Source organism: Pseudomonas koreensis, assembly GCF_024169245.1.
In the GTDB taxonomy this organism is placed as follows: Bacteria; Pseudomonadota; Gammaproteobacteria; order Pseudomonadales; family Pseudomonadaceae; genus Aquipseudomonas; species Aquipseudomonas koreensis_F.
Genome location: NZ_JALJWP010000001.1, coordinates 5387220 through 5403540, shown reverse-complemented (window position 1 = coordinate 5403540; position 16321 = coordinate 5387220). Strand labels below are relative to the sequence as shown.

At 59.3% G+C, this 16321-nt stretch carries 12 protein-coding genes; 6 read left to right on the top strand and 6 right to left on the bottom strand.

Annotated features, from left to right (window positions below; all coding sequences use genetic code 11):
• Positions 1-54: 54 nt before the first annotated feature.
• Positions 55-711 carry a thiopurine S-methyltransferase gene (locus J2Y90_RS23895; RefSeq protein ID WP_253504038.1) on the top strand — a complete coding sequence of 219 codons (657 nt, stop codon included), beginning with the start codon at positions 55-57 and terminating at the stop codon, positions 709-711.
• A 171-nt stretch (positions 712-882) separates the two neighbouring features.
• On the opposite strand, the gene htpX is transcribed toward J2Y90_RS23895, so the two are convergent.
• The gene (gene htpX / locus J2Y90_RS23890) at positions 883-1770 is read right to left on the bottom strand and encodes a protease HtpX (RefSeq protein ID WP_007908619.1); all 888 of its coding nucleotides are present in this window, start codon (positions 1768-1770) and stop codon (positions 883-885) included.
• Between the two features lie 303 nt (positions 1771-2073).
• On the bottom strand, positions 2074-3285 hold the full coding sequence (locus J2Y90_RS23885; protein WP_016770856.1) for a pyridoxal phosphate-dependent aminotransferase: 1212 nt from the start codon (positions 3283-3285) through the stop codon (positions 2074-2076).
• A 224-nt stretch (positions 3286-3509) separates the two neighbouring features.
• Here J2Y90_RS23885 and msrB point away from each other — a divergent pair, with 224 nt between their 5' ends.
• The 3 genes from msrB to J2Y90_RS23870 all read left to right on the top strand — a co-directional run bounded on the left by msrB (position 3510) and on the right by J2Y90_RS23870 (position 4950).
• Positions 3510-3905: a peptide-methionine (R)-S-oxide reductase MsrB gene (msrB, locus tag J2Y90_RS23880; RefSeq protein WP_253504036.1), complete on the top strand. Its 396-nt coding sequence runs from the start codon at positions 3510-3512 to the stop codon at positions 3903-3905.
• A gap of 104 nt (positions 3906-4009) precedes the next feature.
• Positions 4010-4495, top strand: a complete 486-nt coding sequence (locus J2Y90_RS23875) for a glutathione peroxidase (protein WP_253504032.1) — start codon at positions 4010-4012, stop codon at positions 4493-4495.
• The gene (locus J2Y90_RS23870; protein WP_253504029.1) at positions 4492-4950 is read left to right on the top strand and encodes a MarR family winged helix-turn-helix transcriptional regulator; all 459 of its coding nucleotides are present in this window, start codon (positions 4492-4494) and stop codon (positions 4948-4950) included. The genes J2Y90_RS23875 and J2Y90_RS23870 overlap by 4 nt, the downstream gene beginning before the upstream one ends.
• Here J2Y90_RS23870 and J2Y90_RS23865 read toward each other — a convergent pair.
• A complete protein-coding gene (locus tag J2Y90_RS23865) occupies positions 4934-7255 on the bottom strand; it encodes a hybrid sensor histidine kinase/response regulator (protein WP_253504027.1) in 2322 nt (773 codons plus the stop codon). The genes J2Y90_RS23870 and J2Y90_RS23865 overlap by 17 nt on opposite strands.
• Before the next feature lie 165 nt (positions 7256-7420).
• Here J2Y90_RS23865 and J2Y90_RS23860 point away from each other — a divergent pair, with 165 nt between their 5' ends.
• A complete protein-coding gene (locus J2Y90_RS23860) occupies positions 7421-8311 on the top strand; it encodes an ATP-binding protein (protein WP_253504024.1) in 891 nt (296 codons plus the stop codon).
• The gene (locus J2Y90_RS23855; protein ID WP_253504022.1) at positions 8308-8790 is read left to right on the top strand and encodes a GAF domain-containing protein; all 483 of its coding nucleotides are present in this window, start codon (positions 8308-8310) and stop codon (positions 8788-8790) included. Before J2Y90_RS23860 ends, J2Y90_RS23855 begins: the two co-directional genes overlap by 4 nt.
• Here J2Y90_RS23855 and J2Y90_RS23850 read toward each other — a convergent pair whose 3' ends face one another.
• From J2Y90_RS23850 to J2Y90_RS23840, 3 genes are read right to left on the bottom strand one after another with little or no spacing between them, the layout of a single operon-like run.
• Positions 8791-11736: an HD domain-containing phosphohydrolase gene (locus J2Y90_RS23850; protein ID WP_253504019.1), complete on the bottom strand. Its 2946-nt coding sequence runs from the start codon at positions 11734-11736 to the stop codon at positions 8791-8793. It abuts the gene before it with no gap.
• 49 nt (positions 11737-11785) lie between these two features.
• Positions 11786-15430, bottom strand: coding sequence for a transporter substrate-binding domain-containing protein (locus J2Y90_RS23845; protein ID WP_253504016.1), 3645 nt, complete (start codon positions 15428-15430; stop codon positions 11786-11788).
• An 8-nt stretch (positions 15431-15438) separates the two neighbouring features.
• Positions 15439-16065: a response regulator transcription factor gene (locus tag J2Y90_RS23840; protein WP_253504014.1), complete on the bottom strand. Its 627-nt coding sequence runs from the start codon at positions 16063-16065 to the stop codon at positions 15439-15441.
• Between the last annotated feature and the right edge of the window lie 256 nt (positions 16066-16321).

Genomic DNA, 16321 nt, shown 5'->3' with positions numbered 1-16321 from the left:
TCTGAATCCAATATAAGTTTCTGCGGTTTTTCATCGGTTTTTCGGGAGTGAGCCATGCAGCCTGAGTTTTGGTACAAGAAATGGGATTCCAACCAGATTGGCTTTCATCAGCCCGAGGCCAACCCGTATTTGCAGCGCTACTGGCCGGATCTGGCGATTGCGTCGTCGGCGCGTGTGCTGGTGCCCCTTTGCGGGAAAAGTCTGGATTTGCTCTGGCTCGCCGGGCAGGGGCATTCGGTGCTCGGGGTTGAACTGTCGGAAAAGGCTGTCGAGGAGTTTTTCAGCGAACATCAGTTGCAGCCGCAGATCAGCGAGCAGGGTGCATTCAAGGTTTATCGCACTGGTGCGTTCGAATTATGGTGCGGTGATTTTTTTGCACTGACGGCAGAGGACGTCGCAGATTGCGCTGCGCTGTACGACCGCGCGGCGTTGATTGCCTTGCCGGAGGCGATGCGCGAGCGCTACGCGGCGCATCTGCAGCAGCTGCTGGCGCAGGGGATGAAAGGGCTGGTGATTACCCTGGATTACGATCAGGCGCAGATTCCGGGGCCGCCGTTTGCGGTGAATGATGATGAGGTGCAGCGATTGCTGGGTGAGGCTTGGCAGGTGGAGAGGCTGGAAGAGCGGGATGTCTTGGCCGAAAGCCCGAAGTTTCTGCAGGCTGGGGCTGAATGGCTGGTGGAGCGGGTTTACCGGGTTTCCTCCAGATAGTTGTTTGTTAACAGTTCCGGCGTCTTCGCGAGCAGGCTCGCTCCCACAGGGGAATGCATTTCAAAGGTGGGAGCGAGCCTGCTCGCGAAAGGGTCGGCACTGCCAGCGCATAATTGTCGGACACAAAAAAAGGCCCGCATCACTGCGGGCCTTCTTTTTAAACTGGTTGAATCAACCGCGACGACGCAATGCGTCAATACGCTCTTCCAGCGGCGGGTGGCTCATGAACATGCGGGCGAAGCCCTGTTTGATGCCACCGTTGATGCCAAAGGCGTTCAGGGTGTCGGGCATGTGCACTGGCAGGCCCTGTTCGGCGCGCAGACGTTGCAGTGCGCCGATCATAGCGCTGGTACCCGCCAGGCGGGCGCCGGCTTCGTCGGCACGGAATTCGCGCTTGCGCGAGAACCACATGACGATTGCGCTGGCGAGAATGCCCAGCACCAGTTCGGCGAAAATGGTCGCCACATAGTAGGCGATGCCCTGGCCTTCTTCGTTCTTGAAGATCACCTTGTCGACGAAGTTACCGATGATCCGCGCGAAGAACATCACAAAGGTGTTCACTACGCCCTGGATCAGCGCCAGAGTCACCATGTCACCATTGGCGACGTGACCGATTTCGTGGGCCAGCACGGCTTTCACTTCATCGGGCGAAAAACGCTCGAGCAGGCCCTGGCTTACGGCGACCAGCGCGTCGTTCTTGTTCCAGCCGGTGGCAAAGGCGTTCGCTTCGTAGGCCGGGAAGATACCGACTTCAGGCATCTTGATTCCGGCTTCACGGGACAGTTGCTCGACCGTTTGCAGCAGCCATTGCTCATGACGGGTGCGTGGCTGGCTGATGATTTGCGTACCGGTGCTCATCTTCGCCATCCACTTGGAGATGAACAGCGAAAACAGCGAACCGGCGAAACCAAAGACCGCACAGAAAACCAGCAGCTGACTGAGGTCAAGGTCGACCCCGTTGGCCGCCATGAACCCGTTGAAGCCGAACAGGCTCAGGGTGATGCTGGCTATCAGCACGACCGCCAGGTTAGTGGCCAAAAACAGCAGGATGCGCATCATGGTTGTAGAACTCTCCTCAAGCTAAAGATGTAGCGTACTGCGGGGTATATAAGGTGCGGCATCGGGGTATTCAACCGAGTGACTATTTCAAACTGTGTCCTACAGCGGTTTCCTGAGGGAAAAGAAAATTCCCACCCTTGATTCCGATACGGATGACACACCCTTTCGTCCCGCCGCCATTAGGTCAGACACGTCTGCACGGCTCGCATCGCAAGTGTAGAAGGGCTGCAAAGGTGCGGGTTAAAGATGTGTTGCTGAATCAGACAGTGCGCAACAGCCAATCCGTTGCGCACTGCTGGCCCTTTACTGGCGGTAGGACTTGAGGAAGTTGCCGATGCGGCCGATGGCCATTTCCAGATCATCGACGCGGGGCAGGGTGACCACGCGGAAGTGATCCGGCCACGGCCAGTTGAATGCCGTGCCCTGTACCACCAGCAGTTTCTCGGAAAGCAGCAGGTCGAGAACGAACTTCTCGTCGTTATGGATCGGGCAAACCTTCGGGTCGATTTTCGGGAACGCATACAGCGCGCCCATCGGCTTTACGCAGCTGACGCCGGGAATGTCGTTGAGCAGTTCCCATGTGCGGTTGCGCTGTTCCAGCAGGCGACCCTGCGGCAGGACGAGGTCATTAATGCTCTGATAACCGCCCAGCGCAGTCTGGATCGCATGCTGGCTCGGCACGTTGGCGCACAGACGCATGTTGGCCAGCATGTCGATGCCTTCGATGTAGCTCTGCGCGTTGTGTTTCGGCCCGGAGATGGCGATCCAGCCGGAGCGGAAGCCGGCCACGCGGTAGGATTTCGACAGCCCGTTGAAGGTCAGGCAGAGCAGGTCCGGCGCCAGCGAAGCGGTGCAGATATGCACGGCGTCATCATAAAGAATCTTGTCGTAAATCTCGTCGGAGAACACCACCAGGTTGTGCGCGCGGGCGATTTCCAGCATGCCCAGCAACACTTCTTTCGAGTAAACCGCGCCGGTCGGGTTGTTCGGATTGATGATCACCATGGCTTTGGTGTTCGGGGTGATTTTGGCCTTGATGTCGGCCAGATCCGGGAACCAGTCGGCGCCTTCGTCGCACAGGTAGTGCACCGCGTTACCACCGGCGAGGCTGACGGCAGCGGTCCACAACGGGTAGTCCGGCGCTGGAACCAGCACTTCGTCGCCGTTGTTGAGCAGCGCCTGCAGCGACATCACGATCAGTTCGGAAACGCCGTTGCCCAGGTAGATGTCTTCGATGCCGACGCCTTCGACCTGCTTCTGCTGGTAGTACTGCATCACCGCTTTGCGCGCGCTGAACAGGCCTTTGGAGTCGCTGTAGCCTTGCGCGGTCGGCAGGTTGCGGATCACGTCCTGAAGAATTTCGTCCGGCGCTTCGAAACCAAACGGCGCCGGGTTGCCGATGTTCAGCTTGAGGATGCGCTGGCCTTCCTCTTCCAGTCGTTTGGCGTGCTTGAGCACCGGGCCGCGAATGTCGTAGCAGACGTTGGCGAGCTTGTTCGATTTGCTGAACTGCATGGCGATGTGATCCCGAAAATGAACGATCCAGGCGGCGGATGGACAACCGTACTGGGATTGCTGCGTCTTCGCACAGGCGGAGGTCTGACGCTTTTGCGCTCAGAATCCGTTTGAATGCGCCCGGTCTGGCTGCCAGACTGGCGCGTGACGAGGCGCAATCATACGTGCCGCCCGATCCGTGGAAAAGGTACAGATCGGGCTTTTTCAGCCGCTGAGGTGTGATGATGGAAAAGTTGCAGAAAACCCTGGAAGAGTGGAAGGCCATGCTCGACCCCGAGCAGTACAACGTCTGCCGTCTGAGTGCCACCGAGCGCCCGTTCTCCGGCAAATACAACGACACGAAAATCGACGGTGTCTACCACTGCGTCTGCTGCGACGAGCCGCTGTTCGACTCCAAGACCAAGTTCGACTCCGGCTGCGGCTGGCCGAGCTTCTACGCGCCAATCGGCGAAAGCGCGATGACTGAAATTCGCGACACCAGCCACGGCATGATCCGCACCGAAGTGAAATGCGCGCGCTGCGATGCGCATCTGGGGCACGTGTTCCCGGACGGCCCGCCACCGACCGGACTGCGTTATTGCATCAACTCGGTGTGCCTGGATCTCAAACCCCGCGAATAAACAGAACAGGCGACATTGCGTCGCCTTTTTATCCGGCAATTAGATTGCACACAATTCAATTGCTCGTTATGTTTGCGCTTTCCCGACCATTGCGGAGCCGTCCCATGAGCGACAACCTGCTGAATATCCCGTGCACGACCATCAAGGGTGAGCAAAAGACCTTGGCCGATTTCGCCGGCAAAGCGGTGCTGGTGGTCAACACGGCGAGCAAGTGTGGCTTCACGCCGCAATACAAAGGCCTCGAAGAACTCTGGCAGACCTATAAGGACCAGGGGCTGGTGGTATTGGGTTTCCCCTGCAACCAGTTCGGCAAACAGGAACCCGGTAATGAGGGCGCCATCAGTGAGTTCTGCGAGCTGAATTTCGGCGTCAGCTTCCCGCTGTTCAAGAAGATCGACGTCAACGGCGCCGATGCTCACCCACTGTTCGTGCAGTTGAAGAAGCGCGCCCCTGGGTTGCTTGGCTCCCAAGGCATCAAGTGGAACTTCACCAAATTCCTCATCGGCAAGGACGGCGAGTTGGTCAAGCGTTTCGCCCCGACGACCAAGCCGCAGGACTTGAGCTCCGAGATCGAAGCTCTGCTGAAATGAGCCTGCCGGTTGATTCGCTGAAGCTCGACAGCCAGTTGTGCTTCAAGCTTTACGCAGCCTCGCGGGCGGTGATTCGCGCCTACAAGCCGATGCTCGATCAATTGGGTCTGACTTACCCGCAGTACCTGGCGATGCTGGTGCTCTGGGAATGGCAGGACGCTGCACCGGAGCAGCCGACGGTAAAAGCCTTGGGCGTACGTCTGGCGCTGGACTCGGGCACGTTGACGCCGTTGCTCAAGCGTCTGGAGCAGTTGCAACTGGTGCAGCGGCGGCGCTCGGCGCGGGATGAACGCGAAGTGCATTTGAGTCTGACGCCTGCCGGGCAGGCGTTGCGCGAGCAGGTCGGGCCGCTGAAGGCGCGCCTGCTGTGCGACAGCGGCGTGGATCTCGGCCGGCTCAATGATTTACGCGCCGGTCTCGATCACCTGCTCGGGCAGATCAAAACGCTGGCGTAGTCGGCATCCACTGATCCAGCAACGCGGCCAGCTCTTCGCGACGAAACGGTTTGGCGAGGTAGTCGCTCATGCCTGCGGCGCGGCAGCGTTCGCGCTCCTCGGACATCGCATTGGCGGTCAGCGCGACAATCGGCAGATTCGGCCAGCGCCCGCTCTGACGAATCTGTCGACTGGCTTCATAGCCATCCATCACCGGCATGTTGCAGTCCATCAACACCAGATCGAAATCGGCAAACTCCAGCTGGTCCAGCGCCTCGGCGCCATGGCCCGCCACCACTACATCGCAGCCAAGCTTGCCGAGCATGCCTTTGGCGACCAGTTGATTGACCGGGTTGTCCTCGACCAGCAGCACCTTGCCCCGACGTGCGGACGGCGAAGCATCCGCTTGCGCTTCACTGAGGGTGGCGACGTCCGGCTGCAGAATCCGCCGCAAATGTTGATAGAGCGCATTGCGCGCCAGCGGCCGGGCCTGCTGCTGCAAGGGGGCGAGGGCGGCGGCTTCTTCGCTGGGCAGGAAACTTCCGTAAGCAGTCACCAGCAGAATCGGCGCGGTGATGTTCGGGCGCAGACCGAACAGGCACTCGGGGCAATCAGTGATCAGTACGTCCGGATTCAGGCCCAGCAGCGAATCATCGATGGTGCGCTGCGTGTATTCCAGCCCCCACACCGGCAACAGGCTTTTCAGCAGCTCTGCCAGACCACTGCTGGCGGCCGTGATGGCGAGGACCTTGCCGCGTAATGGCACCGGCGCCAGGGCGCGGGTGTGGCAGGGCAGTGGCAGCTCGGCACAGAACTGGCTGCCAAAACCGCTTTCGGAGCTGATGGTCAGCCGACCCTGCATCGCTTCGCACAGGTTATACGTCAGCGCCAGCCCGAGCCCGGTGCCGCCGTACTGACGGGTGATGCCGGCGCCGGCCTGGGTGAACGGCTGGAAGATTTTCAACTGTGCTTCTTGGGCGATGCCGATGCCGGTGTCGCAGACTTCGATGCGCACGCCACCCTTGTACGCCGACAGACGCACATCGACCCGACCGAAGCGGGTGAATTTCAGCGCATTGGACAAAAGGTTGCTGACAATCTGCCGTACCCGCGTCGGGTCGCCCAGCACCAGCGCCGGGAAGTGTGGCTCGATCAAACAGGTCAGCTCAACGCTCGGCGCAGCATTTTGTGAGAGCAGGTTGGCGGTGTCCTCGATCAGCGAACCGAGGTCGAACGGGATGTTTTCCAGCTCCAGTTGCCCGGCGTCGAATTTCGACAGGTCAAGAATATCGTTGAGCAGTTCCACCAGCACCTTGCCCGAGTCGTGGGCAATCGACAGTTGTTGCTGCTGCTCGGCATTCAGTGGGCCGTCCAGCGACAGCGCAATCATTCCGAGCAAGCCGTTGAGCGGCGTGCGGATTTCATGGCTCATGTTGGCCAGAAAGGCCGAACGCGCTTCGGCCATGTCCAGCGCCGTGCGGCGTGCCGCTTCGAGTTCTTCGTTGGATTGACTGAGACGGGCATTGATCGCCTTGAGCTCGGCGGTACGCGCCGAGACGATGTCTTCAAGTTGTGCCAGATATTCGGTCAGACGGTTTTCCGCCGTACGCCGTTGCTGGATTTCGGTGGCAATGTTCTCGAACTGCTGATTGGCGACTTTGACCAGCACGCCGATTTCATCGTTGCCATGCCCGGCCGGGCACTCAAGCGTGGTCGGCTCGGCGCTGCGCGGATCGCGGCCACTGAGTTCACGAATGACCCGCACCAGCGGTTTGGTCAGCATCACATAGAACAGCGCCAGCAGGATCCCGGTCAGCAGCAGACTGCGGGCGAAACCGTTGAGCAGGGTGACTTCCGCGCGGCGCAGGAAGCGGCTGCCAAAGGCATAGGTGTCGACTTCCAGCTTCAGGACGCCGAGGGATTCGTTGGGCAAGTGGTCAAGGTACAGGCGATCTTCGAAATGCCGCTTGGCGCCGAACAGGAAGTCGCTGATCAGCCGATAGTTGCTCTGCAGCTCCGGGCGTTTGACGCTGGCCAGCACGGTTTCGTTGTTGTCGATCAGTTGCGCGGCGATGATCGCCGGCGAGCGCAGCAGGCCGAGAGTGAGTTCCTGCGCCAGTTCGGCGTCGATGTTGTAGGCGATGCGCGAAGCCGGATTGTGGCTGATTTCCAGCAGCGCGAGGATTTCCCGGTTGATGGAAGCGTCTTCGCTGGCATAATCGATGCCGATCTGCAGCAGACTGAGCAGGGTGCCCAGAATGAACCCGACCAGCACGGTAAGCCTGGCTTGCTTGTATGACAGCCGGTGGGTGAATTTGATATCCATGGGGTGTTGAACCACTTCCGTTTCCCTTCGCTGCTCAAGCATAGTCGATCATGTATGGATACCGAGGTTCCCGAATCGCCTTGTAACAAGGCTTGCTGAGGTGATTTTACCTGTGTGTCGTCGCTCGATAGTCATCATCACTGTGAAAGTGCCCGAGGAGAAGACGTGGATTCCCGATTGAATGCTTTTCTTGAACGCGCCGAGTCGGTTCTGGCGCGGATCGAACCGCTGTTGCCGGCACCACGTCCTGTCATTGACTGGAACACATGTCTGGCCGCGCGCTGGCAGCGTGACGGTCGCAGCGGTTACCTGTTGCCGCTGGAAGTCAGCCTCGACATGCGTCTGTCCGACCTGATCGGCGTCGACCGGCAGTTGGAGCAGTTGGGGCGCAACACACAACAATTTCTTGATGGCATGCCGGCCAACCACGCCTTGCTCTGGGGCTCGCGCGGTACCGGCAAGTCTTCGCTGGTGCGTGCGTTGCTGGCCGAGCACGCCGGCGCCGGCCTGCGCCTGATCGAGATCGAGCGCGATCACCTGGCCGACTTGCCACGGGTGGTCGAGCAGATTGCCAAGTTGCCACAACGTTTCGTGCTGTTCTGCGACGATTTGTCGTTCGAATCCGGTGAAGGCGACTACCGCGTGCTGAAAAGCGTGCTCGACGGATCGCTCGAGCAGGCCCCCGACAACGTCTTGCTCTACGCCACTTCCAACCGGCGCCACCTCGTGCCGGAAAAGGAAAGCGACAACGAAAACTGGAAGCGCGTCGACGGTGAACTGCACCCGAGCGAAGCGGTGGAAGACAAGATCGCCCTGTCGGACCGTTTCGGTCTGTGGCTGTCGTTTTATCCGTTCACTCAAGAGCACTTCCTCAATGTCGTCGAACACTGGATCGGCCAGTTGGCCACCAGGGCCGGCCTGAGCTGGCAGCGCGACGAAGCACTGGACATCCTCGCCGTGCGCTGGGCCACCGGCCGCGGTAATCGCAACGGACGTTGCGCGTATCAATTCGCCCGCTACTGGGTGGGACTGAAATTGCTGGAGCACAAGGCATGATTGATTTGCAACACAGCGGCCAGGGCCTCGAAGGCTACGGTATGTTGGCCGCGCAACTGGAATCGCTGCTGGCGGACGAACGCGATTTCATCGCCAATGCCGCGCAGTTTTCCGCGTTCCTGTTCAACCAGCTCGATGATTTGAACTGGGCCGGTTTCTACCTCAACCGCAACGAAGAGCTGGTGCTTGGACCGTTCCAGGGCCAGATCGCTTGCGTGCGTATCCCGTTCGGGCGTGGCGTATGTGGCGCCGCCGCTGCCAGCCTGCAGACCCAGCGCGTCGAGGATGTGCATGCCTTTCCCGGCCATATCGCATGCGACAGCGCCTCGAACAGCGAATTGGTGGTGCCCTTGATCAAGGACGGTCGTCTGATCGGCGTACTTGACCTCGACAGCCCGAAACTGGCGCGTTTCGGCGCCGAAGATCAGGCAGGTATCGAGCAGCTGGCGGCGATTTTCCTGCGCCTGACCGACTGCTGATCAGCCGCTGAGGCCAGCCTTGTGCAACAGGCTGGCCGTATTCACGCTGTCGATTTGCGCGGGATCGAGAAACCGCGTCGCATACTGCAAATACACCCCCTCGCTGATGAACAGGCCGAACAGCGGCGCATCGATGTGTGCTTCGCGGCACATGGTCGCCATGATTCCCAGGGCCTCGCTCAACGGCTTGGCTTTCTTGTAGGGGCGATCAGCCGCTGTCAGCGCTTCGAAAATATCGGCAATCGCCATCATCCGGGCCGGCAGGCTCATTTCCTCGCGTTTCAGGCGTTTGGGGTACCCGGTGCCGTCCATTTTTTCATGGTGGCCCCCAGCGATCTCGGCAATGCTGTCAAGGTGACCGGGGAAGGGTAGATGGCTGAGCATCATGATGGTCTGCACCATGTGGTGGTTGATGATGTAACGCTCTTCGCGGGTCAGCGTGCCGCGAGCGATCTTCAGGTTGTACAGCTCGCCGCGGTTGTATTTGTATTCGGGCACATCCAGTTTGAATCCCCACGGATTGTCTTGCGGAATCAACTCGCTCTTGTCGCGCTCGATCAAGTGTTCGGGTTTGTCCGCCAGGAGTCTTTCGCTGACGGGTAGCGTGGGCGGCGAAGTTTTTGCCTGACGGCGGTTTTCTTCCCACGACACGCCCAGACGATCATCCAGCGTGCGCATCCAGGTGCGTTGGGCGACTTGATCAAGGCGTTGCAGATCAGCCTCGGCCATGGCTTCGCCACCAAGATTGCAGCGGGCGACAAAGGCAAAGTCGTCGTCGAGCATCAGCAGCTCACTGTCGCGCGCGCGGGCCAGCGCAGCCTCGTCAGCACCGCTCGCCAGCGTTTGCCAGTAGTTGATCCAGACATCACGCTTGAGCACTTCGAAGCGGGTACGGATTTCGTGGATGCGGTCGTTGATGGTCTCGAGTTTGGTGGCTTTGTCGACCACATATTCCGGCGTCGTGACCTTGCCGCAATCGTGCAGCCACGCAGCGATGTGCAGGGCCTCCCATTCATCCTCACTGGGCTGGTAGGCGCTGAACGCCGGGTCGTGGCTGGCGGCAGCGGCCTGGGCGAGCATCAGTGTCAGCTCCGGTACGCGCTGGCAATGTCCCCCGGTGTACGGGCTCTTGGCATCGATCGCGCTGGCGAGCAATTGAATGAAGGCATCGAGCAGCTGTTTTTGCCGAGCTTGCAGGCGCTGACTTTCGATGCTCACCGCCGCCGCGCCGGAGACCGCTTGCAAGAAGGCTATACGGTCGGGCCGCAGCTTTTCCAGATCGCTCGGCGCGCCGCTGTCATTGACCAGCAGAATCAGCAGGCCGATGGTTTCGTCGTGCTGGTTGTGCAGGCGGATACCGATCAGGTGGATGCGCGGTGATTGCATGGCCAGCAGAATTTTCTGCAAGTCGCCGGCTTGATCGAAGCCCAGATGGCTGACTGTATTGTCGGCGCTGGCCAATTGTTCGAACCACGCCGGCCCGGTGTTTTTATGCAGCTCTCGTCCCTGAATGTCGAACGCTTCCAGCGCCTGCGGCACGCCATCAATCACCAGCCCATAAGGTTCCATGCGCGCACCGTCGGCTTCACGCAGATAGATCAGGCCGGCCTGCGCTTGAGCGATCTGTACGGTTTCGAACAGCACGCGTTCGAGCAGCGGGGCGAAACGCGTTTCGGCGCACAGGCTATCGGTGATGCGGAAGAAACTTCCCAGCGTCTCTTTCATCCGCGCCATCGACAGGCTCAATTGGTCGACTTCCAGTACGAGAGAGCGTCGCGCCAGCGGAAAATTGAAGTCGAAGCTGCGAATGGCATCGGCTTCCTTGACCAGTGCGTGCAGCGGCTTGACCAGAATCCGCGAAATCACCCAGCCCAGTGGCAGGCACAGCAACAGTATGGCCAGAGTGATCAGCGCGCCCTGCCAACGCATGCGAAAAGCGTCCGCCAGCAACTCGTCTTCGGGCACCAGCAGCGCCAGTTGCAGGCCTTTCGGCCCGCCTTCCTCAATGCTTGTGCGCGCAACAATCCACTGTCGGTTGTTTACCTGTAGACGCTTGCCGATAGTGTCGGAGGTGAGCAGCGCGTTCAGCTCCGGGCTCAAATCGGACGCTCTGGCCAGCCGTGCGCTGCGATCATCGACGATCAGGCGATGGCTGTCGGGGTAGGCCACGGCATTGCCGTCGGCGTCGTATAACGCGATCTCTGTCGAAGGTGTAACGCGATGCTTGCCGAGGGCGGTCGACAGCGAAGCGAGAGTCAGGTCGGCGCCAATCACGGCGTTCTCGCTGCTGCGCCGGGCCAGTGTGGTGCCCACGTTGTGAGTGGAGAAAAATACGTAGGGTTCGGTGGTGATCTGTCCGGCCTGGTGCAGGGCATCGTTAAACCAGGCTCGGCTGCGTGGATCGTACACGTCTTCGAGATGATCGCGACGGCTGATCGGCGTCAGTGCCTGATCGAAGAACAGCGATTGCGAGCGCGCCACGCCCTGCAAGTCATGCTCAATGCTCCAGACCTGATATGCCGCGGCTTGCGGTGCCTGGAGCTGGGCCTTGAGGGCCACCGTACGTAGCGCACGCACCATGAAGAAATCGCCATTGGCGTAACCCAGATACAGCGAAGCCAGTGCCGGGTTGTCGGTGAGTGACTGGCTGAACGGCTTGAGCAGGGCCAGACGTTGTTCAAGATCGGCAGACTGAGCGGCCGGGGTGTCCGCCAGCAGACTCAGCAGATGACGGATCGGTTGGTAGGTAGCCTGCAGGTCCAGGCGCACATCCTGTTCGATACGATCGAACAGTTTCTCGCTGCTCGACAGGATGATTTGCGTGGTCTGGTGATAATTGAACAGGCCCAGCACCACGCCGGTGAGCAACAAGAGAAAGGTGAACATGACGCTGATGTGCACATGCAGCGGCAAGCGGCGCTGCTCGTGGCGCAGTGGGCTGGGCATTTCAGGCTCTCCATGAATGTTCGACTCACTGCTCAGCGCCCAAGCATAGTTAAGACTCGCTCAGTGTGCCTTGATCAGCCAGCGACAATTGATGCTGCAGAGCCTGTTCCAGGTCGAGCATCGCCTGGCTGGTGGCCGCCCAGCGGCGGGCGATCTCCTGCGTGGCGAGCGCGTGCAGGCAAGCCTCTTCGAGGGCATCGCAACATTCGATCAACCGTGTGGCCTGCGCAATGCGTGCCGCGCCCTTGATCTTGTGGGCGACCACGGCCAGCGCTTCGCGATCGTCCTCGGGCGACAGCGCGAGCAGTTCCTGGCGGTCGAGGCGGCTGCTTTTGAGCAGCTCCACGAGCATGCGGCGCGTCTGCGCCGGGTTGCTGCCGGTCAGCAGGCTCAGGCTCTGCAGGTCGAACACCGGTGCGGGCGAAGTCGGCGTGATCCCGTCGATCCACTGCCCGAGCAAGGTCAGACTCAGCGGCTTGAACAGGCAATCATTCATGCCGGCGAGTTTGCAGCGCTGGACTTCCTCGGGCTGAGCATTGGCCGTGAACCCCAGTACCGTGCACGGCGGTCGGCGATTCTGCAGCTCCAACTGGCGAATCGCACGGGTCATCTCGTAACCGTTCATCAATGGCATGTTGCAATCGACGATCACCAGGTCGAAATGCGCGGTTTTCCACAGTTCCAGGCCGTTGCAGCCATCCTCGGCAATGCTGAACCGATGCCCGAGGAACTCCAGCTGTTGACACATCAGCAAGCGGTTGGCTGGATGGTCGTCGACGACCAGTACATGCAGAGGCGTTGCAGAAGGCTTGATCACTGCCTCGTTTCTTGCCGGAGTGACCTGCGCTGGCAGGCTGTCCAGCGGCAGCGACACACAGACCTGAGTGCCAATGCCCAGCTGGCTGCTCAGCTGCATCTTTCCTCCCATCATCTCGCAGAGGTTGCGGCTGATGACGAGTCCCAGTCCTGCGCCGCTTCTGGCTTGAGGGCTGGCATTTTCCGCCTGGGCAAACGGTTCGAACAAGCGTTGCTGATCTTCGGCACTGATACCAACGCCGCTGTCCTGCACGGTCAGTTGTACCAAAGCCCGTGCCGGTGTATCCGACGTCATCAGATCCAGAGTAATCCGCACGTGCCCGTGCTCGGTGAACTTGATCGCGTTGCTGACCAGATTGGACAACACCTGCTTGAAGCGCAGCGGATCCAGGTGTACATCCACAGCCGGATCCGGCGGGTTGAAGACGACTTGCAGGATAAGGTTTTTCTGCCGCGCGAGGCCGTCGAAGATGCGCGCGACGGACGTCACCGTGTCGACCAGATTGATCCATTCCGGGCACAGGCTCAGCCGCCCGGACTCAATCCGGGCGATGTCGAGAATATCGCCAATCAGCCCCAATAGATCCTTGGCCGAATGGTACGCCGTGTCGATCGACGCGCGATCCGGATGCTGCGGCTCAATGCGTTTGAGGGTCAGTTCGAGCATGCCGATCACGGCGTTCATCGGCGTACGGATTTCGTGGCTCATGGTCGCCAGGAACGTGCTCTTGGCCCGATTCGCCTCGTCCGCTCGCTCTTTTGCCGCGCGCAGTTCTTCAAACAATTGGCGGCGTTCGCTGATATCGATCCAGCCACCAATGATCCCTTTGACCACGCCGCTGGAGTCGCGATAGGGAAGGATCCAGTGGTAGATCGTCAAGCGGCGGTTGCCGATGTGCAAGGGGCGGTCGAGTATCAGAGGAATGCCTTCGGCAATAACCCTCTGATAATCGGCCTGAAACGCCTGAGCTTCGAAGGCATTGCTCAGCGTGCCCTGCATGACGCCTTTGCCAATGATGTCTTCGCGTCTGGCGTTGAATACTTCGAGATAACTGTCGTTGCAACTTTGCAACAGGCCCTGTCGGTCCCGCACGTAAATCGGATGCGGCGTGCCGTTGACCAGCGAACGCATGAACTCCAGCTGATCGTTCAACGCGCGTTCGGCTGCCTGGCGCTGTTTGATCTGGTGGCGCATGTAGGCGTTCCAGGTCAGTAACAGCAGCAGGATCAGCCCGGCGGCGGCGATCACCTGGTAGAACAGGCGCTGGTAGTTTTGCCAGATGTTCTGCGAAGCGGTGGAGTAACCGCGCCAGCGACCGTTGATCACACCGAGTTCTTCCGGAGCGATGCTCAGCAGTGCCTTGTTGATGATCGAGGCGAGTTCGGTGTTGTCACGCGCAGTCGCCAGCGAGAAGGCGGCCTGGCCGGTGCCGATCGTGGTGGTGATCTGCAGGGGGCGGGCAAAGATGCGCGATGAAATGAAGTAGTTGGCGATCACCAATGAGTTCACGGCACCGTCGACGTGATTTTCCGCGAGCATCGACACGGCGCTGAAAGTGTCAGGTGTTTCAATCAATTCGATGCCCGGGTGTTCTTGTCGCAGGCTTTCTATGAGCGGGTTGCCTTGAGCGATTGCCAACCGCTTGCCTTTGAGTTGCGCCAGGTTGGTCGGGCCGTCGGCGCTTTTGCGCGTCAGCAGCACATAGGAATTTTCCAGATAAGGACGGCTGAAACTCAGGTTTTTTTCGCGTTCGGCACTTGGCAGCAAGGCAGCGATCAGATCGGCTTTGTGCTCGTTGATCTGCCTGATCATTTCCGCATCGTTGCGACTGCGCTGAATCTCGAAACGCAATCCGGTTCGCAAGCGGATCAGCTCGAGGAGATCGGCACTGATGCCGCGAAAATTGCCGGCGCTGTCGAAGAAGGTCAGCGGCGCATAGGCCTCATTGACCACCACGCTGACGACGGGATGCTGCTTGAGCCATTTCTCCTCACGATCCGTCAGCTGGAGTTTTCTGTCGGTGAGCAGCAGGTCGCTGCCGGCGCTCCAGCGTTTGGCGATGTCCTCGCGCTGACTGCCAGGGACTGCTTCGAGCACCGAGTCGATAATGCTCAACAGCTGTGGATTGGCGCGCCGCACGGCAAAGCTGAACCCTTGGGCTTCCTGCTTGCCGAAATTGGCCATTCGCACATTGTTGAGATACCCCTTGTTGATCATGTAATGGGTGGAAAGGGTATCGCCGAGAAACACGTCGGCCTGATCAAAGGCGACGGCATTGATTGCGTTCTGATAGGACGGATAGCAGGTAATCAGCGCCTTGGGATACAGCGCTTTGATCTCGGGCAGCGGCAGATAGTGATACACCATGCTCAGGCGCAGTCCGGCGAGGCCGTCGGTTAAAGAGCGGGTTTCATCCTCGCGGGTCACCAGTACTGGCTGATCGACCGCGTAAGGTCTGGAGAGCGCGAGATTGGCGTTGCCCGCTTCGTAACCGTTCGCTGTGCCAAGCAGGTCGATCTGGCCGTCGACCAGGGCGCGAATTGCAGCATCGCGAGAAGGGAAACGTCGCACCCGGATCGGTAGTCCGATGGCCTGGCCGAGGATACCTGCGTAGTCGGCGGTGAGCCCTTCGTAGTCCTTGCCACTGACGGTCATGTCGAACGGCGGATAGTCAGGTGCGGAAGCGCCCAGTATCAGTTCACTGCGGGCCTGCCGCCATTGCTGTTGGGGCGGTTGCAGAACAATCTGGACGGCTTCGGTTGCCGAGCGGCTGAGCAAGGCGTAGTCAGGTGAAGCGCCTGACGTGGCAGATGCATTGGCGCTCAGGCACAGGGCTGCGCTCAAGGCAATCAAGTATTCCTTTAGACGGCTGGGCATGCGGGCTCTCACACAAGTGCGTTGCGTTTGGCCATCTCGATAAGTTCTACAAGGGATCTGGCTTTGAGCTTTTGCATCAGGCGTTTTTTGTAAGTGCTGACGGTCTTGTTACTTAGAAACATGCCCTTGGCGATTTCCTTGTTGGTGCGCCCCTGCGCAAATAACTGCAGCACCATCAATTCGCGATCATTGACGGATTTGAATAATTCAAGTTCGGCATATCGAATGTCATCGCTGCGAACCGGATTGAGTGCCTGGCTGGGGAAATAGTTATAACCGGAGAGTACTGCTTTTATTGCGCTGACCAGTTCGCTCAAGTCTTCCTGCTTACAGACATATCCCGATGCTCCAGACTGCATACAGCGAATGCCGAACAGCGTAGGGCACTGTGCTGTCAGAATCAGGATCTTGAAGTTCGCGCCCATGGTGTTGAAGCGGGCCAGAACTTCAAGGCCGTCCAGCTTGGGAATACTGATATCGAGGATCACCAGGTCGGGCATGGATTCACGGACCATCTGCATGGCATCGACACCGTTATCGGTCTCACCGACGACCTTGTAGCCTTCATGTTCCAGGAGCATTCGCACGGCGAGGCGGATCACCGGATGATCGTCGACAATAAAAACGGAGTTCATAAATAGAGTCCCATGCAAGCATGAATAAAGCGCGCACCTTAGCTCAGATGCATGAACACTCGCATGGACTGGTAGTGTCGCGACTACGTTATCGGATTAGTCCTACGTGTAATGAGGAAATGGACTACGTCAAAATTAGGTTTGGCGTAAGGAAGCGCGGGGCTGTCGCTGGCTATGAATAGAAATTCATCCGTGGCCAATAAGCGATCTTCAAATATTTTGCCAGTGTTTAAAGTTGTGTTTAACGCAGCGCTGT